Here is a 25808-nt window from a genome sequence, read left to right on the forward strand (position 1 = left end):
TCACGAAGCGGCGACAGAACCCCGCCACATAACGGCCAAGGCCACAGCCATCCGCACCGAGCGGCGATTCAGGCCCGTTCGCTCGGCGATCACCGTTTCCGCAACCCCGGCATCCGCAGTAGCGATGACCGCCCCCGTCAGCCGACCCATGGCCTCCCGCTCAGCCACGCGCGCCCGCGACCACTCCTGCGCGAGACCCTCCAGCGTGTCATCGCCCAGCAGCACCCTGATCGCGCCACTCATGGCCTCCCCCATCATCTCCTCGTCGGGATGCTGTCCGTGGTCCCGGCCGGGTAGCGGGCGGCGATCATGTCGATACTCCGCTCGAAGTCCTCGCGCTGGTCCCTGGTCAGCTCGGTGTCGCCGAGCCAGGCGTCAAGCTCGTAGGGCTGCATGGGGGGTCATCGGAGGATCTCCCCGGTGTCGGGGTCGACTTGGCTGCCGTCGACCAGGCGGAGGTTGGGGCGCGCTGTCGGTTCGGCCAGGAGGGCGGCCCGGTGGTGCTCGGCGAGTTGCTGGGTGAGGGTGGTGACGTCGCTGCCGTAGGCGCGCAGGCGGGTGTCGTACTCGTTCATGAGGCGGGCGTGGCGGCCGCGGGCGGGCCAGCTGGGGTGGCTGTCGTCGCACTGGTTCTTCAGGCGGGCTTTCATCCGGTCGATGAAGGCGGGGACGGCGTAGCGGTGCCAGTCCTCGAGCAGGTCAGCGCTCGAGGTCGGTAGGCCGAGGTCGTGTCGGGGCCGGGTGTTGATGGCTGGGCGGCGACGGGGTCGCCTCAGTGCGAGATCCTGCATCGGCCGGGATGTCGAGCAGCTTTTCCAAGCGTTCGCGCGCGTTCGCAAGCCTCTTTCGCGTCGTTGACGCCTGGACGCCGAGCTCCTCCCCGATCGCGGCGTGGGTCTTTCCCTCCAGCCGGCCCACCACCACCGCGCGCTCAGCAGCCGGAAGCGCATCCAGTTTCTCCCTCAGGGTGGCTGCCGAAACTGAGTCGAGGGCTTGGTCTCCGACCGAGCGGTCCCGCGCGGACCAAGTCCGCTCCAGGTCCAGTCCCTCGAACGATCCCGTCCAAACCTGTGCAGCAAGAGTCTCCGCGCGCGGGCGTCGCACGCCAGCAGCATCGACCCCCCTCCTGTTCGTGTGATCCAAGATGCTCCAGGCGTAGGCCGCCCATCCACCATCCTTCAGGTCAGGCTGCGGCCGGAACCTGTAGGCGGCCTGCAGCAGAGCGATGGACAGCTCGCTGCCCTGATCATCCCGTCGGCGGTTGGCACGCACCTTGTTTCCCACCATGGGCAGAGCAGTCACCACGAGGTCGGCCACAGCCTGTCGCCCCGCCTCGACCAAGTCGGGCCACGTGGCTGGATCGACCGCGATCGTGAGCTTGCTGCGATGGGTGCCCTGCGGCGCGTGGACGTGTTCGGCGCTCATGCTGGTGCTCTGTCCAGGGCGGGCGTCAGGGCAGGTGCGTGAGCTCGGGTCCGCCAGCTTTGCTGTGGATCAGGGGAGATCACGAGCGAGCGTCCTGTCCCCGGAGGGGCCGGCGGTGACTGCGGCGGGCGATGTAGTCGAAGCCGATCTCGTCGACCAGGGCTCGGATGTCCTCGGCGCTCACGGCCTCCGCGGGGGCGATCGTGAGGGACGATTCACCCGCAGGCTCAAGGTCGACGGTTACCTCCCGAACCCCGTGCAGGTGTCGGACGCGCTCCATGAGCAGGACGAGGCAGTCCGGGCAGGTCAGACCGCTCACCCCGAAGGTGCTGACTCTCCTGGTCGTGGCCCTCGTCACGGTGCGCTCCTTGGGTAGTTCGTGGCATGCAGGGGGGGCGGGGTCGGCGCCCCCCCCGCAGGGTTCAGCGTTGGTCGTTGAGGATCCGTCGGCGCTGCTGGTAGTCGTCGGGTTCGATCTCCCCGCGAGCGAGGCGTTCGTCCAGCAGTTCCAACGCGGTCGGCCGCTCGCGCTGGGGCCTGGGCGCCTCGACGCGGCCGATCCTGCTGATGGCCCACAACAACAGCGCGATCAGGACGACGAGGATGAGCGTGCTGATCCCCATTCCCAACCACATCCCCCAGCCGCTGTTGTCTCCCCACATCATCATTGGTTCCCTTCTTGAGCTGGCCTTCGGGCCAGGGTGCTGCGTGAACGGCGTGCGGCCCGTCTGCGGTCGGTCAAGATCGCTACAAGGTCGGCGGTGCAGCGTTCGCGCCCGTTCACAGGCGGCTGGTGGCTTCCTTCAGGAGCTCGGCGGGGTCGAGCCACATGGAGGGGTAGTTTCCCTCCCAGACCTGGTTGCCGTCGGCGTCGATCAGGACGAAGCCGTGCCCGGGCAGGCCTGGGTGCATGCCCTTGTCGAGGGTGTCGTAGGCCTTCGAGACCGTGCCGTCGTCGAGCAGGTAGGGGGTGGTGACGCCGAAGCGGTCCAGGTCGGGTTGGATCTGGGCGGCGGTGTTCATCACGATGGGGAGCACGGTGATGCCGGCTGCGGCGAAGCCCGGCTCCTGCTCGATGAGGGCCATCTGCTGGGTGCAGGAGCCGCAGCCGGCGCCCTCGTTGAAGTAGAGGATCACGGGCTGGCCGCGGTAGTCGGCCAGGGACACGGTGGTGCCCGCGGTCGTAGGCAGGGTGAACGCGGGCGCCTGGCCGGACGGGCCACCCTCGACGGGGCGGGCGCTCCACAGGCCGAACCCGACGAGGGCGACGATGAGCGTGGTCAGCAGTCCGGTCGCGATTCTGAACAGGCGGCGACGCTTGGTCTCCTTGGCTGATTCGCGTGCCCGTTGGTCTCGGAGCTGTTGCCGGCGGCTGATGGTGGTGCGCTGGTTGCTGGGCATGGTCGTCAGTTCCTTGCGGTGTCGTGGTCGGCGATCGGGTGGTCGGCGTCGGTCGTGCTGTGGCAGTGCGGCAGGGTGGGGTCGGCGTCGGCGTGCTCTTCGGCTCCCTGGCGCGCGTCGCGGCGGCGGTCGCGGAGCGTGGTCCACACGAACACCCCGGCCAGCCCCAACAAGGCGAGGCCGAGGACGGGCTCAGGGACCGGGGCAAGCCAGCCGAGGACGGCCTGCGCGGCTTGGGTGATCCAGTCGCCGGCGGCGAGCTGCACCCAGGTGCCCGACCCGGTCATCGTCGCCGTGCCAGCGAGGGTGATGACCCAGACGCCCATGATGACGAACGCGACCGCGACGAGCAGGTTGACGCTGTTGGTGTGCAGCGTGCGGCCGGCGACGGTCACCCTGATGGGCTTCGCCCGGCCCCAGCGTCGTTCGTTGAGGCGGGCGGCGTCCCACACGAGTGCCATGACGAGCAGCGGGATGACCATGCCGAACACAAACGCCAGCCCGAGGACCAGGCCGCCGAGCGGGTTGCCGGAGAGAGCGGACAGGGTCATCACGCCTGCCAGGACGGGGGCGCAGCAGCTGGACGCGATCCCGGAGAACACGCCGAGGCTGAAGAAGGTCGCCGTGTCGCCGCGGGTGGTGTCGGGGGCGCGCAGCATCGACGGCATCGACCACATCCGGCCGCTGAGGGCCAGCAGGCCGAGGCCGATCATGAGCAGGCCACCGGCCCAGTACAGGATCACGTGGTACTTGGCGATCGCACCGGCCAGCAGACTCACCCCGAGCGTGATCGGGACCAGGACGAGCGCCAGGCCTGCCGCGAAGACGAAGGTCAGCGGGAGGAGGCGCCACCGGTTGTTCTTGACCGCAGCAGCCAGGTACGACGGGGCGAGGAAGACGATGCAGCAGGGTGCGAACAGTGCCACCGTGCCCGCGAAGAAGGCGGCCAGGATGCTGCCAGTTGCCAGGAGTTCCGAGCCCATCACGAGGCCTTCCGTGCCGCGAGGGCGCGGTCGAGCTTGCGGCGCGGGAGGCGTCCGGCGCTGAGGAACGCGCCGTCGAGCAGCACGAGGGGGAACATGGCCGGGCGGTGTTGATGGAGGAGCTTCTGGCCCTGCGGTGATTCGGCGTCCACCTGGTCGAGCAGTAGCTGCCCTTGGGTCGCGCGGTTCAGGAGTTCCGTGTGGGCGTCCTCACAGAGGTGGCAGGCCTCTGCGGTTACCAGGGTGACCATGGGCGACGCAGCCCGGTCGGTCTGGTGGCCGACCCGGGCCCAAGTGTTGTTCGTCGTGTTCACGACGACCATGGTGGTTCCCCTCACCGGGGGGACCGGTCAAGGCAGCCTCAAGATCTCGTCTGGCCTGAGAACAGCATGTGCGGTCGTCCGAGGGCGAGGGGCCGGCAGCACCTGCCGGCCCCTCGCCACGGTCGGGTTCCTACGCTGATGCGAGCAATCCCTGCATCTCCTCGATCTCTGCTTCCTGGTCGGCGATGATCTTCTGCGCCAGCTCGATGGCTTGCGGGTCCCGGCCGTCGGCGAGTTGGGTCTGGGCCATCTCGATCGCTCCTTGATGGTGGGCGATCATCGAGGTGAGAAACTGCCGGTCGAAGTCGGCGCCCGATAAGCCTCGCAGCTCGGCCATCACCTCTTCCTGGCTTCTGCCGTCCATGTCCATGCCCGAGTGGTCCATCCCGGCCATGTCGCTGTCGGCTGGCATCGGATCCTCGCCCCACGCCGAAAGCCAGCCGCTCATGGTCTCGATCTCGGGGCCCTGAGCCGCCGAGATGCGTTCGGCCAGGGCCTGGACGTCCGCGCTCTGGGCCTGCTGGGCGGCGAGGTCGGCCATCTCGATCGCACCCTGGTGGTGCACGATCATCATCTGCGCGAACGCCGTGTCTGCCTCGTTGTGGGCTGCCGCATTGCTCGGGTTCGCTGACCCTGCTGTCGTCAAGGCTGGGCTGGGAGTGGCCGCCGGCGTGGCCGAGCACGCCCCCAGCATGGTCGCCGCTACCGCGGCGCCCATCACGATCGTGACCCACTTCGGTGTTGCGCTCATGGTTCTCCTGTTTCTCGCAGACAATCGGCCGCACCCCCGAGGGAAGCGGGGCACCCGCCGTCTTTCAAGGCTGCGCAACGAAGCTTGACCATACCTTGACCTAGATCGCTCGCCGGGGGCCCGGGGCGGCCCGCTCGGGGTCGTCGGCTCCTCTACCCGATCGGCGAGCCGCCCCAGCCGCGCCGGCGACGGTGAGAGCGGCCACCCCGGTGGTCAGGGGCACGCTCAACACCAGCCCGATGCCGCTGCCCAGGGTGCGGATGATCTCCTCGGAGAACTGCTCGGTCGACAGCAGCAGGTTCAGCGGCTGCTCGTACAACGACAGCAGGAGCGACAGCGACAACGCGGCGCCGGCGTACGCGAACACGATGGTGTAGATCGTCGAAGCGATGTGGTCACGCCCGATCCGCATGCCCGAGGCGAACAACTGCCCCCGGCTCAGGTGCGGCCCGGCGGCCCGGACCTCCCACACCGACGACGCCTGCGTGATCGTCACGTCGTTCAGCACGCCCAGGCCCGCGATCACCAGACCACAGGTGAGGATGTCAGGGAAGTCGAGGTCACCGAGCAGGTTGGTCAGCGCGAGGGTCTCCTCACTGGAGATGCCGCTCAGCCGGGCCATCGAGACGCCCAGCGCGCCGAGGCCGGTGGTCACCAACAGGCTCAACCAGGTGCCGACGAACGCTGACGTGGTCCGCCACGACACCCCATGGGCCAGATAGAGCACCACGAACATGATGGCGGTCGACCCCACGATCGCCACCCACACAGCCGGCTGTCCCGACGTGAGGGCCGGGATCATGAACCCGAACAGCACCACCCCGGACACCACCAGCCCCAGCAGCCCGAAGAAGCCCTTGCGGCCGGCGACGACCAGCACCGCCACCACGAACAAGATCGTGAAGATCGCCAGGACCGGGATCCGGTCAACCGTGATCAACGACCATCCCCCGGGCACCCCCTCGGTGGCGCCGACCTCGGTCACGTGGACGCCGTCGCCGGGCTGCAGGCCGCTCCACGCGGTCTCTCCCACCAGCTCCACGTCCACGAGTTCGCCCGCCCGGCGGTCCAGTTCGACCTGGGCGACGAGGCAGGCGTGTTGGACGCCGGCGTCCGGCCCGGTCGGCGGGGCGTCCGGGGCCGCCGGGCACGGCTCGATCGCGGTGATCTGCCCGCGCACGGGCACGATCCCCTCGGTCGTCAGCACCGAACCCTCCGGCAACACCCGTTCCGTGGGCCACAACCACACCAAGTCCGCCATGGTGATCGCCGCCACGACGGCCAACAGCACGAGTGTCGCGAGCGGGCCGTCCGGGAGACGCGCACGTCGGCGTCCCCCCCATCATGCCCGTGGTGATGGTGACCCCCGCTCATGGGGTGGCCACCGGAGGGACCGAGGCGAGGTGTGGTCACGATCGTCCAGCGTGGCAGCCAGCGCATGAGCCGGAGGTCAAGGCCGGGTCAAGATCTGGTCTGGTTCGTGTCTGGGTGGTGCCCGTCGTGTTCCTCCAGCGGCTGGCCGGTGGGGCCAGTGGTCGCCGCGGGCTGGGGTGCGACGGGTGTCGGGTTGAGGGCGGGCCCGATCACGAACGCGGACAGTGTGAACAGGCTGGTGAAGGCGATCGCCCCGAGCGCTGGCGCCTTCCAGGTGCCGAACCGTTTCCGGAGGCGGTTGAGCATCGGGATGCTGAGCAGCATCCCGGCTGCGTAGAGCACCGTGTTGCCCACGACGCCGGTCAGGAGGGCGGCGCCGGCGAGGAACCCGACGTGGTGCAGGACATGCGGTGCGAGCCCGAGCAGGGCCCCGAACGTGGCTCGGGTGGCCGCCCACGCCCCGGCGGCGCGGGCCCGCCACGGGGTGGCCGCGGTGACGCTGTCGGCGGCCAGAGTAGATGCCGGGGGGTCGGTCAGGCTGGTGTCCATACCGTCGAGGGTGCGTGACGTCGGTGTGGTGTCGGCCCGGCTCTGGTCAAGATCCGACCAAGGGATGAAAGCGCCTGCGCGGCGAAGGCGTCAGCGTGAGCGCCGTGATCCAGAGCGCGGCGGCCACGGTCGCGGTGACCTCCAGGGGGGTGGCGAGCCAGCTGGCGGTGGTGGTCCCGGTGCGCAGGCCGAGCTGCACCACTCCAACGGCGGGACCCGGTTCGGTGACCTTCACGGTGACCCGACCGGTGGGATCGATGAGTCCGGTGATGCCGCTGGTGGTGACGACGAGGGTGTCGCGGCGCAGTTCCGCTGCCCGGGCCCGGGTGATGGCGAACTGTTGCTCGATCTGGGCGGTGCCCTGGTACATGGCGTTGTTGCTTTGCACGATGACGGCCTGCGCGGTGGCGAGGTCGTGCACGACGGGGTCGAAGGCGACGTCGAAGCAGGCCAGCACGCCAAGGGTGATCGAGCGTCCGTCGGGGAGCTGTACGTCGAGAAGACCCGGATCAGTGCCGGCCACGGACTGGGCGCCGACGTAGCGCAGGGCAGGGATCAGCGGCAGCAGCACGTCTCGGAACGGGATCCATTCGCCGAACGGGACGATCGAGCGTTTCTGATAGGTGGGCCCGATCCGGCCGTCGGGTTCGCGCCATTGGGCGGCGGTTCGCCGCTGGCGGGGTCCGGGACCGTCGAGGATGGCGCCGACCAGCACGGGACGCCCCACGGCCGCGACGGACTGCTCGACGAGCTGGCCGGTGCGCTGGTCGGTGTCGGGGTCGAGGTCGGTGGCGTTCTCGGGCCACACGACGAAGTCGGGGGCCGGCAGGCGGCCGGCGTCGATCGCGGCGGCCAGTTCGCGGGTGGCCCGTGCTTGGTTGGTGGTGATGGTGCGAGGCGGGCCGAGGCCGTAGACGCCGCCGCCGGGTGCGCCACCCTGGACCCAGCCCGCGGTGACGACGCCGTCAGGGGGCGGGGTCGGGGTCACGGTACCGGCGGTGGCGGCGCCGGTGACGACGACCAGCCACGCCGCGGACCAGGCCAGGCGCCGCCTGGAGGGCCCCAGCAGGATCCAGGCGCCCAGCTGTCCCGTGAGGACCACGGAGAAGCTGACGCCGGCCACCCCGATGAAGGGGTACAGCCCGGCCAGGGGCGAGTCGATCTGGGTGTAGCCGAGCCGCAGCCAGCCGAAGCCGCCGAACGGGACGCGGGCGGCGAGGAACTCCACGCCCAACCAGGCCAGGGCTGCCAGTACGGGCCAGCCGCGGCTCCGGCCGGCGGCGCGGACCAGCACGGCCGTGACCGCAGACCAGCTGGAGGAGAGCAACAGCAGCCCTACCAGGGCGGCCGGGTGGATGGCGGCCATCCAGCCCAGGGTTGGTCCGGACAGGCCAAGGCCGTAGGCCAGCCCCACGGCAGCCGCAGCCCGGAGCGACGTGCTCCGGTGCACGGCGACGGTGAGCACCATGACGCCAAGCGGTGGGGCGAGCCACCAGCCCAGCGGTGCGACACCCGTGCCCGTCATCAACCCCGCCGCACCCGCCGCCCCCGCCGCGACCAGCGGTGCCCAGTGGCGCGGCCACCGCTGCCGGGCCCATGACGCGTCCCGTGCGGTCCGCAGGGTCGTCATCGCGGGCGTGGCCGTTTCACCGAGTGGATCACACGCGTGCCGGCTCGACCGGGTGTGCGGCGGCGGGCTCGGGGGTCCGCTGTCGGCGGTCGACCGCGATCAGCATGACGCCGGCGATGATGCTGAGCACGCCGAACAGTTGCGCTTCGGTGAGGCCGAGCAGGACGCGGTCGTTGACCCGGACGATCTCGACCAGCAGTCGCGCGGCCCCGCTGAGGGCGAGGTAGCCGCCGAACACTGACAGCGGCAGCCAGCGGCGGGCGAGCAGCCAGAGCACGGCGGCGATCGCGAACGCGCCGGCAGCCTCGTACAACTGGGCCGGGTGAACCGGGACGGTCACCGGCACGACGCCGTTCGGGAAGGCCATCCCCCAGGGCAGGTCGGTCGGCGTGCCGTAGGTGCCATCGCCCGCCAGGAAACAGCCGATCCTGCCGATCCCGTACGCCACCGACAGCGGGAGCGCGGTCGCGCCGGCCACGCTGGCCAGAGGCAGCCGGTAGCGGCGGGTCAGGACGACGACGGTGAGGATGCCGCCGATCAGCCCGCCGTACCAGACGAACCCCGAGCTACCGAGCAGGTGCCAGCTGAACTGGGCGCGGTTGTCGATCAGGAAGTACACCTTGGCGGCCACGAACCCCCACACCGCCGCCCACAGAACCAGCGAGTGCGCCTGCTCCACCGGGAAGCCGAGCCGGCGGAAGGCCCGGCCGAGCAGCCACGCGGCGACCAGCGCCGCGAGGGCCTTGCTCACCCCGTACGACTGGATCTGGATTCCGAACACTGAGAACAACACCGGCCACACGGCGAGACTCCTCCATCAAGCGACGCACCCGCGTGGCACGCCGGCTCCCACTGTCGCGGGCCGGGGTCAAGGGCCCCCTGAGCGGCAGCCAAGATCACGTCAAGAAGCCGATGAAACTGGGCGGGGGTGCCTGGCGAAAACCTCAAGATTCGGCCAAGAACCCCGATCCGGGGCTCGACGCCGCGAAACCCCGGTGGGTAGCGTCGATGCCCATCCTCACACCTGAGGCGAACAACCAAGGGAGGCATGATGGAACACACGAACCTGACCCGACGGGTGGCGTCCGGCTTGACTGCGGCCCTGCTGGCGACCGGCGCCCTGACCGGGGTGGCGGTGGCGGCCGCACCACCGGCACAGGCGAGCGCACCGGCGGCGTCCGATCAGGCGGCCCGGTTCGAGGTCGACTTCCTGACCGGGATGATCGACCACCACCACATGGCGGTGATGATGGCCGAGATGTGCGTCGAGAAGGCGGTCCACGACGAGCTCGCAGCGACGTGTGAGTCGATCGTGGCCACCCAGTCGGCCGAGATCGCGACCATGCAGCAGTGGCTGGAGGACTGGTACGGCATCTCCCACGAGCCGGACATGACTGGGATGCAGTCGATGCACCGGTTCCACGACCTGGACGGCGAGGAGTTCGAGGTCGCGTTCCTGCGGTCGATGATCCGCCACCACCGGGGTGCGATCCGGGAGGCCGAGAAGTGCCTGGCGAACGCCGAGCACGACGAACTGCTGACCCTGTGCAGCGACATCCGCGAAGCCCAACTGGCCGAGATCGCCCAGATGCAGGACTGGCTGCAGGAGTGGTATGACCTGCCGGGCGGCCGACCGGTCGGCACAGCCTGATCGAGGCCCTGCCCCCGCGGGCGGCCCGACGGAGGCGTGACGCGCAAGGGCGGGGGGTCGCGTTCGCGACCCACCCGCCCTTTTCACACGCAGGACCAGCTTCAAGTGCGGAGCAGCCGATAGTGCCCCGCTGAGTGGTGGGCTTTCGAGGGATCCTCGGTGTCACGCCTCGCCGTCGGTGATGGCGGCGATGGGTTCATTATCGCGGTCGGGGTAGAGCAAAGCCATGGATCCTTCGGACAGGTAGCGGCGTTCGTCGGTGACCCATTCATCGTTGGTGTCAGCGAGGATCATCCCAACCAGTCGGATGACGGAGGCCTCGTTGGGGAAGATCCCGACGACCCGGGCCCGGCGTTTGATCTCCTTGTTCAACCGCTCGAGGGGGTTGGTTGACCAGATCTTGCGCCAGTGCACGCGGGGGAACGTGTTGAACGCGAGCACCTCGGCTTTGGCGTCGTCCATGTGGGGTGCGATCTTCGGCAGCCGGGCGGCGAGCTGGTCGCGTACCTGGTCCCAGGTGGTGCTCATCGACTCGGGGTCGGGTTGGGCGAAGATCGTGCGGAACACGGCCGCGACCATGTCCATCTGCGCCTTGGGCACCAGCGCGAGCAGGTTACGGGCGTAGTGCACGCGGCAGCGTTGATGACCGGCTCCTTGGAAGCAGCGCCTGATCGCAGCGACCAGGCCCGCGTGTTGGTCGCTGATCACCAACCGCACCCCACGCAGGCCGCGGCCCTTCAACGCGGTGAGGAAGCCGCGCCAGAACACCTCGTCCTCGCTGTCCCCGACGTCGAGTCCGAGGATCTCGCGGCGGCCGTCGGCGGTGACCGCGGTGGCGACGACCACCGCTTTGGAGGTGACCAGCCGGTCGTCGCGCACGTGCAGGTAGGTGGCGTCCAGGAAGACGTAGGGGTACTCGATGGCATCCAGCCTGCGGGTGCGGAACTTGCCGACCTCCTCGTCGAGGGCGGCACAGATGCGCGATACCTCTGATTTGCTGATCCCGGTGCCTCCGAGGGCTTGGATCAGGTCGTCGACGGCACGGGTAGAAACCCCGTTCACCCACGCCTCCATGACGACCGCGTAGAGGGCCTGGTCGATGCGGCGGCGTGGTTCCAACACTGAGGGGAAGAACGAACCCTTCCGCAGTTTCGGGATGCCGACCTCGACGGTGCCAGCCTTGGTCATCAACTCCCGCCAGCGGACACCGTTGCGTTCGGTGACGCGTTCGGGAGTGCGTTCGTAGCGGTCGGCGCCGATCACGGCGCTGGCTTCAGATTCGATCAACTCCTGCAACACGATCCGCACGGACTCGCGGACCAGATCGACTCCCTCCCCGGAACGAAACGCCTCAAACAGGTCGGACACGGCAGACTGGATGTGGGCCATCGGTGATAACTCCTTCGATGCGTGCTTGGCCGTACACACCGAAGATCTCGCCGATGGCCCTCCCATCAGCTCAGGACACGCCCTCCTCCAAAACCCACCACTCCACGGGACTCACACGTCGTTGGCTCCCTTACACTCCAAAATCGCCCGAAGCGAGCCAGCAGAATCGAACACCACGAAGTCGGGAGCGGGATGCACGGCAAGTCCGAACTGAGCCTCCACCGCGCTCTGATTGTGGGACCCAGTACGGATATGTGACACACCATGGGTCATGAACAGTTCCTCGACCGCATCTTCGATGAAACAGCATGCGCAATCTCAAGGTGACCACCACCCTCGCACTGGCCTGCGCCCTGACCGTGCTGTCCGGGTGTGCGCCAGAGTCCTCGACGCCGACCCCCACGCCGACGATCCCGTCACCCACGGTCGCCCCCACCCCGACCCCGACTCTCTCGGTGGACCAAGCGCAAGCGGCGAGAGTCGTCACGAACTTCTACGAGGTCCAGAACCAGGTCGCCTCGAACTACGAGATCCCACTCGAGGCCTTCTACGGTGTCGCGTCTGGGGATCTGGCTGCCGACGTGCTGAAGGAGTATCAGCAGTTGCGTGGGTTGGGTGTCCGCCAAGTGGGGGATGACACCGTCGAGATCAAGAGCGTCGAGCCGTCGGCTGCTCCGTTCTTGGTGGACGTCTGCGTCGACACATCTTCCTCCGACCTTGTGGACGCCGATGGCCAGTCCATCGCGGGCGGAGGGCCAACTCGGGTCCTGCATCGGTTCGGTGTTGCTCCGCACCGGGCTGCGGGTCAGTGAGTTCACCGCGCTGCCCGCCGACGCCGTGGTCATGTTCGGCCAAGCGCCGTGGCTGCACGTGCCGGTCGGGAAGCTCCGCGACGACCGCTACCTGCCCCTGCATCCCGACCTGGTCGACCTCATCGACCGCTACCGCGCCGAGTACGTCCCCGACGACCACCCGTTGCTGCTGCCCCGCGAGAACGGCCGGGCCGCGGACCGGCACTCGGTCACCCGGATCCTGAACAACGCCGCCACCGCAGCGGGGCTGGGCCACATCCACCCCCACCAGCTTCGGCACACCCTCGCCACCCAGGCCATCAACCGGGGCATGAGTCTGGAGGCGGTCGCGGCGATGCTGGGCCACCACTCCCTGACCATGACCCTGCGGTACGCCAAGATCGCCAACCGGGCCGTCGCCGAGGAGTTCTTCGCCGTCACTGACGCACAGCCCGAGCCTTAGTCGATCTTCAGTTAGGTCCGGGGCGCTCCGAGTTGTCGCCAGCGCCCAGCAGGTGCCGCTCGCCCGGCTGGTGCCGGCTGGCCCGAACACGCCGGTGTCGGACGAGGCCACCTCGCTGATCCACCCAGCACCGCGCGGCACCTCCAGGGCTCGATGCACGTCCTGCTGGCGGGGCAGGACGGTGGTCCCGATCGCGCACCGGCTGCATACCGCCCACGACGCCTACCGGATCGAGGTCGTCGTCAACGGCCGCATCGCCGAGCTGGGGTCGCACGAGGAACTGATGGAGTTTGACGGTGAGTATGCCCGGCTGTGGCGGACCTGGCGCAGCTGAGCCACGCGGTCCCTTCAGGCGCGCGGCGGAATCGGAGGGTGCGCCGCGCCCGGGTCGGGGCGGGTGAGGCGGAGGACGAGACCCCAGCGCTGCTCGAGCGCGTCGACCAGGGCGGCGGAGCCTGGGTCAACGTTAGTTCCGGGGGCGATCTCCACGGTGGCGCCGCCGTCCTCGTCATCGATCACCTGGACCACGGCCACACCACGCGCCAGCAACTCCTCGCGTGCCAACAGCCCGCACAGCATGCTGAGAGACGTGAGGTAGCGGCCGCGCTGGGGGGCCTCGCCGCCGGTCACCAGGTCAAGGGCGCCGTCGGGAGCGACGAGGCTGATCGGCACGCCGTAGGTTTGATCCGCGCGGCGCACCAGCCGCACGGCCCTGTCGGTCACGCCTGCGCCGACGCGGACCTCGAGGCCCTGCGGCGTCCGCGTGGACTCGGCGTGCACGCCCGCAGCGGTTAGTTCGGCCAACACGAGGAGCCGGACGAGCTCCACGCGATCCGTCTGGTTCTCGTTCATGAGTTGCCTCTCTGCGCTGGGGTCGGCGCCCCGGGGTGCCCACCCGGGATGGGGTCACCATCAGTAGTAGTAGGCGCCTTCGCAGATCTTGAAGCCGTCGTCATCGTAGAGTTCGGCCAACACCCAGTGCATGCTGCTGGAGGTGGAGTACGTGTTGTCGAACTGCCGGTAGCCGCTAACGTTTGTACCACCGGACTTCATGAGCCACGGGGCGCGGCCGTCCCGCGACACGAAGATCCTCGCAGTGCCGTAGTGGTCCGGGGCCAGCATCCAGTAGAGGTCCGAGGAGAACGCGTAGATGCGGAACCCTCCTGAAACGCGCTGGACGTGGAACAGGGCGCCGCAGGCCGATTCGGACTCCATCGGCACGGCCACACCGGTCGGGGCCGGGGCGGCGGCGGTGGCGGGCGCCATCGTGGGGAGGAACAGGGCGAGCATCGTGGCGAGCGCCAGCGCGATGCGTGATAAGAGCTTCATGGGGCCGTCCTTTCGATCGTCGGAGACCACGGGTGGTCGTGATCGAGTCCACCCCTTGACAGCGTCGGTGGGAACCCTTCGGGGGGGGATCGGCAGACGGTTTGCAGTCAACCGCCACGTCTCGCATCACGCGCTGCCAAGTCACTGCCGCGTCGCTGCCAACGCCTTGCCGGGTACTCCGCAGGGGATCGAACCTTCTGTCAGCGGCCGATCCGAGCCGTATCCGCTGGTACTTGATCCTGAGGAGGAATCATGACCGCCATCGCCGTCGATCCCCAGTACACAGACACCCTGGACGAGCTGAATTTCGACTTCGAGTTCTCCGTCGACACCGAGATCGTCGACAAGGACGCGACCCCGGACATCCTGAGCATCATCCTCTGCACCCCAGGCTGCACGAGCCCCGGCGGCGGCAGCTTCTGCAGCTGGTGCTGCATCTTCAAGTGACCTCAGCAGCGTCCACCCTCGCGAGCGGGGCGGGCTTCGGAGCCCGCCCCGCCGCCTGACCGAGAACGATGGGAGTGGTGCATCCATGTCGACGGCATCCCCAATGGCAGCGTGGGACTCCTTCCTCGTGCGAGGGCCCCTGCCGCCCCCGACGATTGAGTTAGCAACCCTCCGGTCGGACGAGGGCGAGTCGCTCGACGCCGGCGGGATCATCATGGCCGCCGCGCGCGACGACAGGCTCTTGGCCGCTCTCACGGTCGCAGCTCCCACCGTGAGCCGTGCCCTGCGCAAGGCGCTGGACGCCGGGCGTCCCCCTGCCGCGGCCAAGGACGCCAGGAGGCTGGCGCTGACCATCCTCCGCTACGACATCCGGCGGCGCCGCCGCCCAACCCCCTTCGGCCTCTTCGCGGGCATCGAGAGGGGGACCTTCGGCGACTGCACCCGCGTGGACTCAGACCGACCTTCCATTCAGGCGGAGCCCGACCTCGGGTGGGTGCGCGGACTCGTCGAGACGATCCAGGGCCGAACTGACATCCTGCCCCACCTGCGTCTTCGCCGCCACGAACTCGCCGGCATCCGCGCGGGTCGGCTGGTCCTGGACACGCCTCCAGGCCAAGGCCGCCCCACAGGGAGCGGACTCCGCGGCACGGTGTCCCTGCCCGCCACTGCCGCCGTGCTGCGGCTCTGGGAAGCGTGTGCGGGGGAACGCACCTGCGCCGAGGTGATCGCCGAGGTCGCGGACGGAACCGGTGCATCGATCGACACCCTGCTGAAGGCCGTCGGCGTGCTCGTCGCGAACGACCTGTTGGTGACCGACCTGCACGTGCCGCTGGACGGCAGCGATCCGATGGACCACCTGCTGCGGACGCTGGCGCGGTGCGACGCGACGAGTGAAGTGGCGGCCCTGCGGACCGCCTTGGGCGACATCGCGGATGCCTGCGCGCGGCTGGACGTCGGCAGCGAGGATCTCGCCACCGTCCGGAGTTCCCTGAACGCCCTGATGACCCACGACACACCCCTGCACGTCGACACACGCCTGAACACGCGTGTCCAGATCGGGGAGAAGGTGCGGCAGGCCTGCGAGGACGCCGCTGAGGTCCTCGTCCGGCTCACCCCGTCCGCGACCGGCACGGTCGCGCTCCGCTCGTTCCGCCAGCGTTTCCTGGAGCGATTCGGCACCGCCCAGCTCGTCCCCGTGAGCGATCTCCTTGACGATGCGGTGGGGCTGGGCGCGCCCGAGGGTTACCAGTGGCCCGTCGCGGGCGCGGGAAGGGCAAGGACGGTCGTGATGGATTGAATCGCCGCGACGTCCACCTGGCAGCCCTCCTGTCGACGACTCTCCAGGCCGGGCGCCGCGAGCTGCGGCTGACGAGCGAGGACATCGAGGCGTTGGAGTACCGCGACGGCACGCCACGCGGGATGGACCTTTACTTCGGACTCCTTGCGGCCTCGCCCGAGGCGGTGGACGCCGGCGCATTCACCCTCGTGGTCTCCCCCAACCCGGGCTCGCCTGAGGCCGGGACCACCGCCGCCCGGTTCGCCCACCTGTGGGGCGACGGCGGCGATCTGTCCCACCAAAGGGAGGACCACCTCCTGCAACGGCATCCCGGAGCGTCCTTGCTCGACATCGCCTTCGCGCCGCGGGCCGCGCGGGCCGCCAACCTGATGAACGTCCGGGGTCCGGCAACCATGCGGGTTGCGCCGGGACTGCCGACCGGCCGCATCCCGACCGTGTCGCTCGACGACCTCTTGGTGGGCGCCACCGGTGAGCGCCTGTACCTTCTAGACCGTCGCACCGGCGGCGAAGTGCTTCCCACCACCACGTCGATGGTGAACATGGAGTCGCAGGCCCCGAACGTCGCACGCTTCCTGTGGGAGCTGGGGTTCGAGGGGCAGCGGGTGTGGACCGGGTGGGATTGGGGCCTGTGCTCGCACCTGCCCTTCCTGCCCCGGGTCAGCCATGGCGAGAACCTCGTCCTCAGCCCGGCCACGTGGAAGGTCGACCAAATCCGCCATGTGTTGGCGGGCAGTCCGGCCGCCGAGCATGCCGCCATCTGGGCCCGATGGGCCGCTGAGCAGGGGGTGCCGCGCCACGTGTCCCTCCTGAGCTCCGACCAACGCCTCGACGTGGACACCGAAGTGCCCTGGCACGTCGCCCTGTTGTTGGACGAGATCGGCCGGGACCCTGCGGTCGTGATCCAGGAGTCGTTCGCCGCGCCGACGGACATCGGATGGTTCGAGGTCGACGGCGTACCGGCGCCCTGTGAACTCGTCGCCTCGTTCGGGTCGCGCCTGCCGGCCGACGCCCACGGCGCGCATCGCACCGCGTCGCGCCTGCCCGTCACAGCGCCCCAGCAGGACGACCGGCTGGTGCACGGGCTGGCGTCGTCCTGGGTGTCGCTCCACGTCGGCGTTCCCCGCAAGTGGCACGACCACGTCGTTCGGGTCGAGCTGCCACGCCTCTTGGCCGAGCTGAACGGCCGCATCGACTCCTGGTTCTTCCTGCGCTACTCCGAACCCCAGGGACCGTGTCTCCGGATTCGCCTCCACACGGCGCGCGACGAGGACTGGCCGGTCACCGTCCGGGCGAGCGCGGCGTGGGCGGCTCGCCTACGCGAGACGGGGCTCAGCGCCTGGAACGCATTCCGTGAGTACGAGCCAGAGGTGGCGCGGTACGGAGGGCTGGAGGCGCTGCCCGCAGCGGAGGACCTGTTCTGCGCGGACAGTTCCGCGGTACCGAGGCTCTTGGCGCTGAGGGCGGCCCACCGCCACCTGGACGACGTGACGTTCGGCGCCACGCTCATCTCGCTGTTGACGGCGGCGTTCGCCGGGGGGCTGGTCCCCGGGTGTGACGACGACCCGGCTGTCGTGGTGGCCCTGCTGGGCGACATAGTCCCTCGAGACCCACTGGGCGACGATCGGCAGCACCTGGCGAGGTTCACGCGGCTCCTCAATCCCCGGGAGGGCTGGCAGGGCCTCCGGGAGGAGGTCTGGGGCCAGGCGCTGGTCCAAGTTACCGAGGGTTCGCGCGTTGCGATGCGCGCGTGGGCGGCACGGCTGGGAGGACTGCCGCCGGAGGCCGTCGCCCCCGCCTTCGCGAGTGCCCTGCACATGACGTGCAATCGCCTGCTCGGCCCCACGACCGAGTTCGAACGCCGCCTCCACCTCGTGGCGCATGCTGCGGCACACGCGAATGCGCAGCGGGAGGTGCACCTGATGGGAGAGCAGACATGTCGACAGTGACCGAGCGCGTGACGACAGCAGTCGAGACCCTGGCCGTCCGCTTGGCCGACCCTGTGCGGTGTCGCGCCGTCGCCACAGACCCGGGCAACACGGATCCATTCCGGGAGATGACCCCCTGGGAGCCGATGGGCCTGGCGCACGGCTACCCGGGGGCGGCTCTCTTCTGGGCGGAGCTGGCCCGCGAGGACCCGGCCGCCGGCCGCGTCGCGAACGGCTTCCTGCGCGAAGCCATGAACAGTGGTGACCGGGCGAGCAACGGCCTGTACTACGGCCCGGCGTCACTCCTCGCGGCTGTGCAGACGCTCGTCACGGCGGACGGGCGCGAGCGCAGAATGCACGCCGATCTCGTCCGCTGGGTCGCCCACAACCAGATCGCGCGGGCGGACGCGTGGCTGACCCGGCTACAGACCGGCGGGGGTGTGGCGTGGGGGGCCTACGACGTCATCAACGGCTTGGGCGGGGTCGGACGCCTGCTGCTGGACGAGCAGGGCACGGACGAGGTCGACCGTGCGCTCCGGAAGACCATGGAGGTGTTCCTAACCCTGGCCGCCGACACGGACGTGGAGGGTCATCGTGTCCCCGGCTGGTGGGTGTCGGCGGCCGGCCAACCCATCCCTTCGGACGCCGAACAGTACCCCCGCGGTGACTTCAATCTGGGGATGGCGCACGGGGCGGCGGGCATCCTGGCGTTCCTGGCGGCGTCCGTCCTGGCAGGCGCCGGCGGCGCCGAGGTCGAGGAGGCGCTCGCCCGCACCAGGACGCACCTGCTCGGTGCGGCCGTGCGGGACGAGGCCGGCCCCTACTGGCCCGCACGGCTGTCGTTCGACGCGTGGGTGGACGGTGCCGAAGTCCCGCTGGACGAGACCCGCTCCGCCTGGTGCTACGGCACTCCCGGGGTGGCCGCCGCCATCCTCCAGTCCACCTTCGCCGTCCCGGACCCAGAGGCCGCTGGCACGGCGATCGAGGGGCTCCGCGCGATGGCCGAGCGGCCGCAGTCCACGTGGGGCGTGGACGGCGCCACCGTGTGCCATGGGCTCGCGGGCGTCCTCGCCGTCGTCACGACTGCCAAGGCGTGCGGGGCGGACGTGGACGTGCTCGAGGAGATCGCACTGGAGGGGATCCTCAAGGCTGTGGACGGAGACCTGCCCTTCGGCGTCCGGCACCAGGTGAGGATCGGGCTCCCGGATGAGGCGGGCGTCGTGCCCTACGCAGGACTCGATGCCGTGGGCACGCTCGAAGGAGCTGCCGGAGTCGGTTGCGTCCTGTGGGACTGGCTTCGCGGTGCTCCGGCCGAGCGCTCGTGGGCGCGGACGGTGGCGCTGCAGTGAGCGCCATCGGCGCGCGCTGCGAGAGGTGGCTCCTCGCGTCCCTGGACTTCTTCCACCCCGACCGGGCGATCCGGCTGGACCCCGTGGCCCAAGCCTTCCCCCCCGCTCGGCTCGTGGAGCTTCTGCTGGTGCTGCGGTTGTCCCCTGCTCCCCATCACCGGCTGCAGCGACGCGCCTCGGCCATGGCGGCCCACGCGTGGCGGGCGCTGGACGTCGCGAGCAACGACATCGCCGACCACCTGCTCCCCCATGTGGTGCTGTTCGCTGCGCTCTTGCCGGACGATGTTCTGCAGCCCGCCGAGGTCGACTGGATCCGCCGGTGGACCGCGAGCGTCCGGGTTCCGGACCAACACCTGCAACTCGCCCACGCCCTGCAGAGCCTCGGCCTGCCGAACACGGCCGGCGAACCGATGAAACTGACCGGAGCCTCGTCGCTGGCCTGCCTGGCGAACCCCGCCACCTTGTCACGGAAGCAGGCCTACCGCCTCACGCACGACCTCCTGTACGCCGACCTCCTCGGGACACTCGGGTCCCTGCCGGACGCCGCCCTGGAGCGACTGGTCACGTCCTTGGACGTCTTGGCACTCGCGGCCCGACGCGCACGCGACTTCGACCTGGGGTCGGAGTTGCTCTGGTGCCTGGACCGGCTGAGCCAGCCCCATGCGCACCTGCACGGTGCGCTGTGGGCCCTCGTGGAGCGCTCCCAGCAACCGGACGGGGCCGTGCCCGGCCCCCACCACCGCGAGGGCTCCTCCGCCGAGGAACGGTGGGTAACCGACGCCCACACCACGCTCGTCGCGCTGTTGCGCTCCCAGACCGCGGGCGTCCTCCCAGCCGACCCCGGCCACGCGGATCCCGCCGAGGTTGCGGACACCCGGGTGTGTCGTGTGCGGGCCGTGGCGAACGGTGCCGGTTGGCCGTTGGGCCAGGGGGTCGCGGCATGAAACTCATCGTCGGTCAGATCAAGCAGCAGGCCGTCCTACTGGCGATCGCCCTGCTCGTCCAGCTCGGAGCCCTCGGCGTCAGCCTCTACCAGCCGGTCGTCGTCCAGGAGTTGTTCGCCTCGGTCCTCGCGGGGGCCCTGCCCGCCGGAGCGCTCGCCCAGCTCGGCAGCCTGCTCGGGGTCTCCACGGCGCTGAGCGCCGTCGGCGCCTACCTGTCCGGTCGCGCGGGCGAGGACTGCGTCGCGGATCTGCGCCGTGGTGTCGCGCGCCGGCTGGTCCACCTGCGCCTGGACGTCACCGAGCGCGGTGGCGTCGGCGACCTGGTCGCCCGGGCGACCGCCGACGTGCCCGTGGCCCGGGTGGGTGTCGTGGGTGCGCCCCTCAACGCGATCCTCGGGCTGGCGGGTCTCGTTGGCGCGGTGGCGATGATGGCGTTCACGAGCGTGCTCCTCACCACAGTGGTGGGACTCGCGCTGGCCTTCGTGGGCCTCGCGATCGCGCTGCTCTCCCGACGGGTGCGAACCGCGATGGTTGTCGTGCAGGCCGGGGCGGGGCAACTGGCCTCGCGCCTGGATCGGACGGTGTCCGGGGCCCGGGTGATGAAGGCGAACACCGCGGAGGACAGCGAGGTGCAGGCCCTCGACGGGATCGTGCGCACTTTACGGTCGGGAGGCTTGGCTGTCGTCCGGGCCCAAGCGGCGCTCTCCGCTGTTGGCTCGGCGGGCTTCGCGGCCCCGTTCCTGGTGGTGCTGGTCACCGGGGTGGTCCTGATGGATGCCGGTCAGTTGACGCCGCCGCAGCTGGTCGGCGTCCTGATGTACGTCTTCCTGCTGTTCGGCCCAGTCCAGCAGCTGACTGGGGCGGCGGCGTCCTTCGGTCAGGCCTTGCCGGCCGCCGAGCGCATCCTTGAGCTCGCCGAACTGGAGGGCGAGCCCGGTGCCGGCTCGCAGTGCTCCCCGGATGGCACGGCGGGCGACACGCTGGTGTTCGGCGACGTCACGTTCTCCTACCCCGGGGCGTCCGTCCCGACGTTGGTCGGGCTGACGTGCGAGTTCGGGCCGCGCGGCGTGCACGTGATCGTCGGGCCCAGCGGTGCGGGCAAGTCCACGCTGCTCGGCCTGGCGACCCGCTTCCGGGATGCGACGACCGGGCACATCCGCCTAGGGGACCAGGACGTGCGCGGCCTCACGCCGGCCGACGTCCGCAAGAAGGTCGGCCTGGTTGATCAGGAGAGCTTCGTGCTGGAGGGAGGCGTGGCTGAGTGCCTGCGCTACGGCTCCCCTGGGGCCACCGAGGGAGATCTCTGGGCCGCCCTCGACCACGTGCACCTCGGTGCGACGGTCCGGGCGCGCCCGGGCCAACTCGACGCGCCGGTCGGCCTGCGGGGACTGGGGCTCTCGGGGGGCGAGCGGCAGAGACTGGCGATCGCCCGGGCACTCCTGCGGGAACCCAGCATCCTCGTCCTCGACGAGGCGGGCAGCGGTCTGGATGCCGAGGGTGAACGTCTGCTCAACCTGATCCTGCAGGAGCAAGGACGCCTTCGCACGGTGATCGTGGTCGCCCACCGGCTCTCCACGGCGGTCGCCGCGGATCGTGTCTACCTCCTCGCGGGGGGACGCCTCCAGGCGGCGGGCCACCACGACGACATGATGCGGATCAGTTCGCAGTACGCCGCCATGGTGTCCACGCAGCGGGCCGGCCTGTTCGCCGCGTAGACGGAAGCGTCGGGCGCGGATACCAGTGCCCGACGCTTCCGCCCGTACCGGCTCGATGGTTCAGTTCAGTCGCACAGGTCCCAGCGATTGCCCGGCGTCCCGCTGGTGTACATCGTCACCACATCCTTGGCCGAGGTGCGCCAGACGATGTAGGCGTAGACGCCGCTGGGAGTCCGCCACCGCTTGGCGCTGTTGCCGGTCGAGGCGCTGATCGGTGTTCCGTAGGCGATGATGTTGTTCATGCATTCGTTGACATTCACGTCGTCTGCGCCCGATTCTCGAATGGGGTGCGACATGTCGATGTGAATCACGCCCTTGGTGGTGTCGCCACACTTCAGGGAGCTGCCGCCGTACGAATTGACGACTGCGTAGGGGCCCGAGTAGCCGTTGAGGCAGGCGCTGGCGGATGTGGTGGCCGCGACGGCCATGGGCGGCGTGGCTGCCGTGAGTGCCGTCAGCGCCACGGTGACCGCGGCGAGTCCGGCCAGCGAACGTGTCGGGCTGAAGACGGGTTGCATGATGTTTCTCCTCGGTTCGGTGGTGGGAACGCGGCTGTCGTCCCGTTCCGAGCATCTCGGAAGCCGACTGTCGCAACAACGGATTCATCCCCAGTTGGCAGTGTGGTTCGCGAAATCGTCAGACTCGGCCTTGAAATGGCAGTCCCTGGAGGGTGCCGATCCGCCCTCGGGGGCGATCCGAGGTGACGGTCAGGGCTACCATTGTGCAATGGAAATCACGAGCTTCGACATTGCTTTTCGTGGCGGCCAAGGCATCCTCACCCTCACCACTGACACGGGTAGCTGGTCGTTGACGAACCACTGGCTGAACGACCGCTTCCCCGCGCTGGTGGCCGCGGTGGAGCAGGTGCTCGCCGGCGTCGAATCGGTGGCGTGCCGCTGGCCCGGGCCCGTCAACGACGGCCACATCATCGATCTTGTCGCCGATGCCGAGTGCGGTGTCAGCCTCGCCGTCCACGCGTTCGCCCACGAGGAGGGGACGTCGGCCGCCGAGATCTGGAGCGCCGCGCGCGGCGCGCTGGTCCTGGAGTGCCACCAGTCGCTGGCCAGTTTCGTCATCCTCTTCGCGGACGCCGTGCGGCGGGTGCGAGCCGCGTCGGTCGACGGGAGTGGGCTGATCGTCGACTATCCCCGGCCCTTCCCGGCGGCTGCCTTCGAGCGCATCGAGACTCAGGCCATGCGGCTCGGCTACCGGCCGATGTCGATGCTGGACATGGGCTGGCGCCCCGAGTGACCTGGGCACGGCCAGCTGAGCGGCCGCTCAGCTGGCCTCGTCCGCGACGAACGGAGTGTTCGCATCGGCGCACCGCAGACCCGACAGACAGCGCACGCTGACCTGGTTCCTGCCGCCCAAGTGGTGCGTGGTGTAGAGCTCCCGCAACCGCCGGTACAGCGTCCTCTCGGACCAGAAAAAGCGGCGCGCGATCATGCGGATGGAGTCGGGGGAGAGCAGCAGGCAGAGCAGGTTGCGGTCGCAGCGCGGATCGTGGCAGCAGGGCTCGGGACGGGGCGGAGTCGGTCCGAGGGCGCGTGGCTGAGGAGTCCTGCCGACGTGGCGCGTGTGCGTGACGGTCCGGTCGGCCAGGGCCACCGGAGTTGCCGGCAACGCGGCCTGGGCGTCCAAGGATGCGCGCACCGCGGCGTGGACGGCCTGCGTCAACTGGGAGTAGCCGGAGGAGGCGGGATCGCAGGCGACCTGGATGATGACGACGATCGTGGGATTAGGGGTGGTGTCGTTCATGGGGACCTCGACGGTGGGAGTGGGTGAGGCGGGGAGGGCGAGCCAGGAGTCGCGGACTCCCAGGTTCATCGGTCCGTGGACGTGGTTCGTGCGGCACGCTTCAGGGCAGCCAGCCACAAGAGGGTGGCAACGCCTCCCACGGCAAGCGTGAGACCGGCAGCGACGACGCCGCGCCCGCCCACGGCCGACTCCGGCCAGCCGAGGAGACCCAGCCACCACCAGCCCGTGCTCGCCAACGCACTGCCGCCCAGAACCAGGCTGAACGTGTACACCACGAGCGAGGCGCCCAGTGCCGTCGGGACCCCGAACCGGGTCGTCAACCACAGGTTGACGGCGTACCACATCATGGCCACGAGCCACAGCAGCAGTCCGTAGCGGCCCGCACCGACGCCCAGGACGGGCAGGGCGGCGCCGGCCGTCACGAGGGCCACGGGCGTCAGGAGGGCCGCGCCGGCGACGAGGCTGCCGAGGACGAACCCGGGCCGCGAGACACGCAGCGACGTGATGCGCCAAGCCTCCCGCTGTGCAGACCAGACCAAGCCGCCGAGCAGCGTGGAGAGGACGGGGAGGGTCACCCACGTCCCGAATGTGGCCGAGTGCCGGCCGCCCCACGTGATCGCCACGGCGACGGTGAGGATCAAGGCCGTCACGGTCGTTCCACCGAGCCAGGTGTGCCGCAAGGAGACAGCCACCGCTCGCAGAGGGGAGGCTATGCGTCCGGCTCGCGTCGTGCCAGCAGCAGAACGCGGGAAGCCGAGAGGCGTCACAGGCCTCGCCTCAACGTCCTTCAGCCTGCGGGACGGGCTGGGCCGGTCCAGCAACGGCGCAGCCAAGATCTCGACGAGCAGGAAGGCGGCGGCCACCAGCGTGGCGGCGACCGTCGGCACGATCGGGTTCCACGACCAGACCGGCGAGTCGGCTTCCAGGGCGACGCCGTTCGCATGAATGCCCAGGAGGGGCATGGTGGCCTGCACGGGCCAGGACCACGGCAACCACGCTCCCGCGGGGGTCTCCGCCGTGAGCGTGCCAGCGACTTGGATCACGAGGGCGACCCCGACGGCGGCGTAGCGGCCGAGCAGTCGTGTCGTGATGAAGGCCAGGCTGGCCGGGGCCCACGCGGTGAGCCACATGACGGCGGTGAGCGCCGCGAGCCGTCCCGCGTCCGCGGGGGTGACGATGCCCTTGGCGGCGCCGAAGACCAGCCACGGGAGCGTCAACGCCATCGTGGTGGCCAGCAACTGGATGGCCGCCACCGTGGCGCGCGCCGCCATCGTCGTCCTGCGGTCCACCGGACGCCAGAGCGTTCCGCCTCCGCGAGCCGCAGCCTCCCGCACCAGGGTGGTGGAGACGAGGAGCGCTGCCGTCGGGCCCTGCAGCACGGTGGTGTAGAGGGACAGCCACGCGAGCGTCCGTCCCCAGCCTTGTTGCGGCCCGCTGCCGATGGCGAGCCAACTGAGCCCCAGCAGTACGCAGAGGACCAGCGCCGCCCACGGCAGGCGGGCTGCTGTGCTGTGCTTCGAACGAGCCAACTCCGAGGCCAGCGACGGACGATAGGTGATCACATGCAGGGTCATGCCACACCCCGCTGGACCGCGTCGAGGTAGACCGCCTCCAGGTTGTCCGTGAGTGAGCCCGTGGTCGCCTCGAACACGAGGGCACCGTTGGCCAGGATGCCGACGTCGTCGGCGAACTGGGTGACCTCGGCCAGCTGGTGGGAGCTGACGAGCACGGTGCGACCTTCGGCGGCGAGGGATCGGATCATCGTCCGAAGCTGGATGATCCCGTCGGGATCGAGGCCGTTCTGCGGTTCGTCGAGGATGACGACGGGGGGGTCCGTGAGCAGGGCGATCGCCAGCGCGAGGCGTCCCTTCATGCCGGTGGAGAAGGTGCTGACGCGCTGGTGGGGCAGCCCGTCAAGGCCCACCTGGCGCAGCACGGCGGCCACGCGCTCCCCGCTCGTGCCGGTCAGCAGGGCGTGGACGCGGAGATTCTCCGTCGCGGACAGGTGTCCGTAGAGCGCCGGCCCGTCGATGGTCGCCCCGACGTCGCCCAGCGCTGCCCGCTCGAAGGGCCTGCCCAGCAGGTACACCTCGCCGGCGTCCGGTTCCAGCAGACCCAGCAGGATCCTCAGGGTGGTCGACTTGCCCGCGCCGTTGCGGCCCAAGAGGGCATAGACGCGTCCGGGCTGGACCGACAGGGTCATATGGCGAAGGACGGTCCGGCCGTGGAACGACTTGGCGACATCGGTGCATCCCAGCATCGGGAGGTTGGTCATGACCCCATGCTCGTGCGCCGCGACGAGGCCGGGCATCGT

32 protein-coding genes are annotated in these 25808 nt (G+C 69.9%); 11 read left to right on the plus strand and 21 right to left on the minus strand.

All coding sequences use genetic code 11. The annotated features are described in order from the left end of the window. The 14 genes from PCC79_RS16830 to PCC79_RS16895 form a co-directional block, all read right to left on the minus strand. Positions 1 to 243, minus strand: coding sequence for a hypothetical protein (locus tag PCC79_RS16830; protein ID WP_342372557.1), 243 nt, complete (start codon positions 241 to 243; stop codon positions 1 to 3). A gap of 11 nt (positions 244 to 254) precedes the next feature. After that, entirely contained in the window at positions 255 to 395 is a 141-nt protein-coding gene (locus tag PCC79_RS16835) for a hypothetical protein (protein WP_282005150.1), read from the minus strand. Between the two features lie 6 nt (positions 396 to 401). Next, positions 402 to 650 carry a hypothetical protein gene (locus tag PCC79_RS16840; protein WP_342372558.1) on the minus strand — a complete coding sequence of 83 codons (249 nt, stop codon included), beginning with the start codon at positions 648 to 650 and terminating at the stop codon, positions 402 to 404. Between the two features lie 49 nt (positions 651 to 699). Then, entirely contained in the window at positions 700 to 1425 is a 726-nt protein-coding gene (locus PCC79_RS16845; protein ID WP_342372559.1) for a sigma-70 family RNA polymerase sigma factor, read from the minus strand. Between the two features lie 79 nt (positions 1426 to 1504). Then, on the minus strand, positions 1505 to 1783 hold the full coding sequence (locus tag PCC79_RS16850; RefSeq protein ID WP_342372560.1) for a hypothetical protein: 279 nt from the start codon (positions 1781 to 1783) through the stop codon (positions 1505 to 1507). Between the two features lie 64 nt (positions 1784 to 1847). Further along, entirely contained in the window at positions 1848 to 2093 is a 246-nt protein-coding gene (locus tag PCC79_RS16855) for a hypothetical protein (RefSeq protein ID WP_342372561.1), read from the minus strand. Positions 2094 to 2205: 112 nt separating this feature from the next. Next, the gene (locus PCC79_RS16860; RefSeq protein WP_342372562.1) at positions 2206 to 2826 is read right to left on the minus strand and encodes a peroxiredoxin family protein; all 621 of its coding nucleotides are present in this window, start codon (positions 2824 to 2826) and stop codon (positions 2206 to 2208) included. A gap of 5 nt (positions 2827 to 2831) precedes the next feature. Next, positions 2832 to 3809 carry a cytochrome c biogenesis CcdA family protein gene (locus PCC79_RS16865; RefSeq protein ID WP_342372563.1) on the minus strand — a complete coding sequence of 326 codons (978 nt, stop codon included), beginning with the start codon at positions 3807 to 3809 and terminating at the stop codon, positions 2832 to 2834. Then, a complete protein-coding gene (locus tag PCC79_RS16870; protein WP_246227504.1) occupies positions 3809 to 4123 on the minus strand; it encodes a glutaredoxin family protein in 315 nt (104 codons plus the stop codon). Before PCC79_RS16870 ends, PCC79_RS16865 begins: the two co-directional genes overlap by 1 nt. 139 nt (positions 4124 to 4262) lie before the next feature. After that, entirely contained in the window at positions 4263 to 4883 is a 621-nt protein-coding gene (locus PCC79_RS16875; RefSeq protein ID WP_129459424.1) for a DUF305 domain-containing protein, read from the minus strand. A 100-nt stretch (positions 4884 to 4983) separates the two neighbouring features. Continuing rightward, positions 4984 to 6159 carry a YibE/F family protein gene (locus PCC79_RS16880; RefSeq protein ID WP_342373641.1) on the minus strand — a complete coding sequence of 392 codons (1176 nt, stop codon included), beginning with the start codon at positions 6157 to 6159 and terminating at the stop codon, positions 4984 to 4986. Between the two features lie 185 nt (positions 6160 to 6344). After that, the gene (locus PCC79_RS16885) at positions 6345 to 6806 is read right to left on the minus strand and encodes a hypothetical protein (protein WP_051208216.1); all 462 of its coding nucleotides are present in this window, start codon (positions 6804 to 6806) and stop codon (positions 6345 to 6347) included. A gap of 46 nt (positions 6807 to 6852) precedes the next feature. Further along, positions 6853 to 8436, minus strand: a complete 1584-nt coding sequence (gene lnt, locus PCC79_RS16890; protein ID WP_342372564.1) for an apolipoprotein N-acyltransferase — start codon at positions 8434 to 8436, stop codon at positions 6853 to 6855. 28 nt (positions 8437 to 8464) lie between these two features. Further along, positions 8465 to 9229, minus strand: coding sequence for a prolipoprotein diacylglyceryl transferase (locus tag PCC79_RS16895; RefSeq protein WP_342372565.1), 765 nt, complete (start codon positions 9227 to 9229; stop codon positions 8465 to 8467). 258 nt (positions 9230 to 9487) lie between these two features. Here PCC79_RS16895 and PCC79_RS16900 point away from each other — a divergent pair, with 258 nt between their 5' ends. Continuing rightward, positions 9488 to 10087, plus strand: coding sequence for a DUF305 domain-containing protein (locus PCC79_RS16900; RefSeq protein WP_342372566.1), 600 nt, complete (start codon positions 9488 to 9490; stop codon positions 10085 to 10087). Between the two features lie 162 nt (positions 10088 to 10249). Here the strand turns inward: PCC79_RS16900 and PCC79_RS16905 are convergent, their stop codons facing one another. After that, positions 10250 to 11476: an IS256 family transposase gene (locus PCC79_RS16905; protein ID WP_342372567.1), complete on the minus strand. Its 1227-nt coding sequence runs from the start codon at positions 11474 to 11476 to the stop codon at positions 10250 to 10252. A gap of 308 nt (positions 11477 to 11784) precedes the next feature. Here PCC79_RS16905 and PCC79_RS16910 point away from each other — a divergent pair, with 308 nt between their 5' ends. The 3 genes from PCC79_RS16910 to PCC79_RS16920 all read left to right on the plus strand — a co-directional run bounded on the left by PCC79_RS16910 (position 11785) and on the right by PCC79_RS16920 (position 13064). Beyond that, positions 11785 to 12288, plus strand: a complete 504-nt coding sequence (locus tag PCC79_RS16910; protein ID WP_324511938.1) for a hypothetical protein — start codon at positions 11785 to 11787, stop codon at positions 12286 to 12288. Next, the gene (locus tag PCC79_RS16915) at positions 12257 to 12730 is read left to right on the plus strand and encodes a tyrosine-type recombinase/integrase (RefSeq protein ID WP_232550221.1); all 474 of its coding nucleotides are present in this window, start codon (positions 12257 to 12259) and stop codon (positions 12728 to 12730) included. The genes PCC79_RS16910 and PCC79_RS16915 overlap by 32 nt, the downstream gene beginning before the upstream one ends. A gap of 181 nt (positions 12731 to 12911) precedes the next feature. Continuing rightward, complete coding sequence (locus PCC79_RS16920) at positions 12912 to 13064, plus strand: hypothetical protein (RefSeq protein ID WP_324511937.1); 153 nt, start codon at positions 12912 to 12914, stop codon at positions 13062 to 13064. Between the two features lie 14 nt (positions 13065 to 13078). On the opposite strand, the gene PCC79_RS16925 is transcribed toward PCC79_RS16920, so the two are convergent. Further along, positions 13079 to 13582, minus strand: coding sequence for a hypothetical protein (locus PCC79_RS16925; protein WP_282006930.1), 504 nt, complete (start codon positions 13580 to 13582; stop codon positions 13079 to 13081). Between the two features lie 60 nt (positions 13583 to 13642). Next, positions 13643 to 14059, minus strand: a complete 417-nt coding sequence (locus PCC79_RS16930; protein ID WP_324511936.1) for a hypothetical protein — start codon at positions 14057 to 14059, stop codon at positions 13643 to 13645. A 252-nt stretch (positions 14060 to 14311) separates the two neighbouring features. Between PCC79_RS16930 and PCC79_RS16935 the strand changes: the two genes are divergently transcribed. From PCC79_RS16935 to PCC79_RS16960, 6 genes are all read left to right on the plus strand, one after another. Continuing rightward, on the plus strand, positions 14312 to 14506 hold the full coding sequence (locus PCC79_RS16935; RefSeq protein WP_324511935.1) for a gallidermin family lantibiotic: 195 nt from the start codon (positions 14312 to 14314) through the stop codon (positions 14504 to 14506). Positions 14507 to 14609: 103 nt separating this feature from the next. Continuing rightward, the gene (locus PCC79_RS16940) at positions 14610 to 15803 is read left to right on the plus strand and encodes a lantibiotic dehydratase (protein WP_342372568.1); all 1194 of its coding nucleotides are present in this window, start codon (positions 14610 to 14612) and stop codon (positions 15801 to 15803) included. After that, complete coding sequence (locus PCC79_RS16945; protein WP_342372569.1) at positions 15800 to 17749, plus strand: thiopeptide-type bacteriocin biosynthesis protein; 1950 nt, start codon at positions 15800 to 15802, stop codon at positions 17747 to 17749. The genes PCC79_RS16940 and PCC79_RS16945 overlap by 4 nt, the downstream gene beginning before the upstream one ends. Continuing rightward, positions 17737 to 19077 carry a lanthionine synthetase C family protein gene (locus PCC79_RS16950; protein WP_342372570.1) on the plus strand — a complete coding sequence of 447 codons (1341 nt, stop codon included), beginning with the start codon at positions 17737 to 17739 and terminating at the stop codon, positions 19075 to 19077. Before PCC79_RS16945 ends, PCC79_RS16950 begins: the two co-directional genes overlap by 13 nt. Then, a complete protein-coding gene (locus PCC79_RS16955; RefSeq protein WP_324511932.1) occupies positions 19074 to 20021 on the plus strand; it encodes a DUF6895 family protein in 948 nt (315 codons plus the stop codon). Before PCC79_RS16950 ends, PCC79_RS16955 begins: the two co-directional genes overlap by 4 nt. Next, positions 20018 to 21736: an ABC transporter ATP-binding protein gene (locus PCC79_RS16960; RefSeq protein WP_342372571.1), complete on the plus strand. Its 1719-nt coding sequence runs from the start codon at positions 20018 to 20020 to the stop codon at positions 21734 to 21736. Before PCC79_RS16955 ends, PCC79_RS16960 begins: the two co-directional genes overlap by 4 nt. Positions 21737 to 21801: 65 nt before the next feature. Here the strand turns inward: PCC79_RS16960 and PCC79_RS16965 are convergent, their stop codons facing one another. Beyond that, positions 21802 to 22254 (minus strand): hypothetical protein, encoded by a 453-nt coding sequence (locus PCC79_RS16965; protein WP_342372572.1) that lies wholly within the window; start codon positions 22252 to 22254, stop codon positions 21802 to 21804. On the opposite strand from PCC79_RS16965, the gene PCC79_RS16970 reads away from it, so the two are divergent. Continuing rightward, positions 22253 to 22987: a hypothetical protein gene (locus PCC79_RS16970; protein WP_342372573.1), complete on the plus strand. Its 735-nt coding sequence runs from the start codon at positions 22253 to 22255 to the stop codon at positions 22985 to 22987. The genes PCC79_RS16965 and PCC79_RS16970 overlap by 2 nt on opposite strands. 27 nt (positions 22988 to 23014) lie before the next feature. Here PCC79_RS16970 and PCC79_RS16975 read toward each other — a convergent pair whose 3' ends face one another. The 3 genes from PCC79_RS16975 to PCC79_RS16985 form a co-directional block, all read right to left on the minus strand. Then, on the minus strand, positions 23015 to 23494 hold the full coding sequence (locus PCC79_RS16975; protein WP_232550225.1) for a hypothetical protein: 480 nt from the start codon (positions 23492 to 23494) through the stop codon (positions 23015 to 23017). 65 nt (positions 23495 to 23559) lie between these two features. Beyond that, positions 23560 to 25068: a hypothetical protein gene (locus PCC79_RS16980; protein ID WP_342372574.1), complete on the minus strand. Its 1509-nt coding sequence runs from the start codon at positions 25066 to 25068 to the stop codon at positions 23560 to 23562. Further along, entirely contained in the window at positions 25065 to 25769 is a 705-nt protein-coding gene (locus tag PCC79_RS16985; protein ID WP_232550227.1) for an ATP-binding cassette domain-containing protein, read from the minus strand. Before PCC79_RS16985 ends, PCC79_RS16980 begins: the two co-directional genes overlap by 4 nt. Between the last annotated feature and the right edge of the window lie 39 nt (positions 25770 to 25808).

Source organism: Propioniciclava soli, from assembly GCF_038502305.1.
Classification (GTDB): domain Bacteria; phylum Actinomycetota; class Actinomycetes; order Propionibacteriales; family Propionibacteriaceae; genus Propioniciclava; species Propioniciclava soli.

Excerpts from the sequence above, each read along its gene's own strand:
- PCC79_RS16830 (WP_342372557.1), bottom strand. The coding sequence starts at position 243 with ATGAGTGGCGCGATCAGGGTGCTGCTGGGCGATGACACGCTGGAGGGT.
- PCC79_RS16835 (WP_282005150.1), bottom strand. The coding sequence starts at position 395 with ATGCAGCCCTACGAGCTTGACGCCTGGCTCGGCGACACCGAGCTGACC.
- PCC79_RS16840 (WP_342372558.1), bottom strand. The coding sequence starts at position 650 with ATGAAAGCCCGCCTGAAGAACCAGTGCGACGACAGCCACCCCAGCTGG.
- PCC79_RS16845 (WP_342372559.1), bottom strand. The coding sequence starts at position 1,425 with ATGAGCGCCGAACACGTCCACGCGCCGCAGGGCACCCATCGCAGCAAG.
- PCC79_RS16855 (WP_342372561.1), bottom strand. The coding sequence starts at position 2,093 with ATGATGATGTGGGGAGACAACAGCGGCTGGGGGATGTGGTTGGGAATG.
- PCC79_RS16860 (WP_342372562.1), bottom strand. The coding sequence starts at position 2,826 with ATGCCCAGCAACCAGCGCACCACCATCAGCCGCCGGCAACAGCTCCGA.
- PCC79_RS16865 (WP_342372563.1), bottom strand. The coding sequence starts at position 3,809 with ATGGGCTCGGAACTCCTGGCAACTGGCAGCATCCTGGCCGCCTTCTTC.
- PCC79_RS16875 (WP_129459424.1), bottom strand. The coding sequence starts at position 4,883 with ATGAGCGCAACACCGAAGTGGGTCACGATCGTGATGGGCGCCGCGGTA.
- PCC79_RS16885 (WP_051208216.1), bottom strand. The coding sequence starts at position 6,806 with ATGGACACCAGCCTGACCGACCCCCCGGCATCTACTCTGGCCGCCGAC.
- lnt (WP_342372564.1), bottom strand. The coding sequence starts at position 8,436 with ATGACGACCCTGCGGACCGCACGGGACGCGTCATGGGCCCGGCAGCGG.
- PCC79_RS16900 (WP_342372566.1), top strand. The coding sequence starts at position 9,488 with ATGGAACACACGAACCTGACCCGACGGGTGGCGTCCGGCTTGACTGCG.
- PCC79_RS16905 (WP_342372567.1), bottom strand. The coding sequence starts at position 11,476 with ATGGCCCACATCCAGTCTGCCGTGTCCGACCTGTTTGAGGCGTTTCGT.
- PCC79_RS16910 (WP_324511938.1), top strand. The coding sequence starts at position 11,785 with ATGCGCAATCTCAAGGTGACCACCACCCTCGCACTGGCCTGCGCCCTG.
- PCC79_RS16925 (WP_282006930.1), bottom strand. The coding sequence starts at position 13,582 with ATGAACGAGAACCAGACGGATCGCGTGGAGCTCGTCCGGCTCCTCGTG.
- PCC79_RS16930 (WP_324511936.1), bottom strand. The coding sequence starts at position 14,059 with ATGAAGCTCTTATCACGCATCGCGCTGGCGCTCGCCACGATGCTCGCC.
- PCC79_RS16935 (WP_324511935.1), top strand. The coding sequence starts at position 14,312 with ATGACCGCCATCGCCGTCGATCCCCAGTACACAGACACCCTGGACGAG.
- PCC79_RS16940 (WP_342372568.1), top strand. The coding sequence starts at position 14,610 with ATGGCAGCGTGGGACTCCTTCCTCGTGCGAGGGCCCCTGCCGCCCCCG.
- PCC79_RS16950 (WP_342372570.1), top strand. The coding sequence starts at position 17,737 with ATGTCGACAGTGACCGAGCGCGTGACGACAGCAGTCGAGACCCTGGCC.
- PCC79_RS16960 (WP_342372571.1), top strand. The coding sequence starts at position 20,018 with ATGAAACTCATCGTCGGTCAGATCAAGCAGCAGGCCGTCCTACTGGCG.
- PCC79_RS16970 (WP_342372573.1), top strand. The coding sequence starts at position 22,253 with ATGATGTTTCTCCTCGGTTCGGTGGTGGGAACGCGGCTGTCGTCCCGT.
- PCC79_RS16965 (WP_342372572.1), bottom strand. The coding sequence starts at position 22,254 with ATGCAACCCGTCTTCAGCCCGACACGTTCGCTGGCCGGACTCGCCGCG.
- PCC79_RS16975 (WP_232550225.1), bottom strand. The coding sequence starts at position 23,494 with ATGAACGACACCACCCCTAATCCCACGATCGTCGTCATCATCCAGGTC.
- PCC79_RS16980 (WP_342372574.1), bottom strand. The coding sequence starts at position 25,068 with ATGACCCTGCATGTGATCACCTATCGTCCGTCGCTGGCCTCGGAGTTG.
- PCC79_RS16985 (WP_232550227.1), bottom strand. The coding sequence starts at position 25,769 with ATGACCAACCTCCCGATGCTGGGATGCACCGATGTCGCCAAGTCGTTC.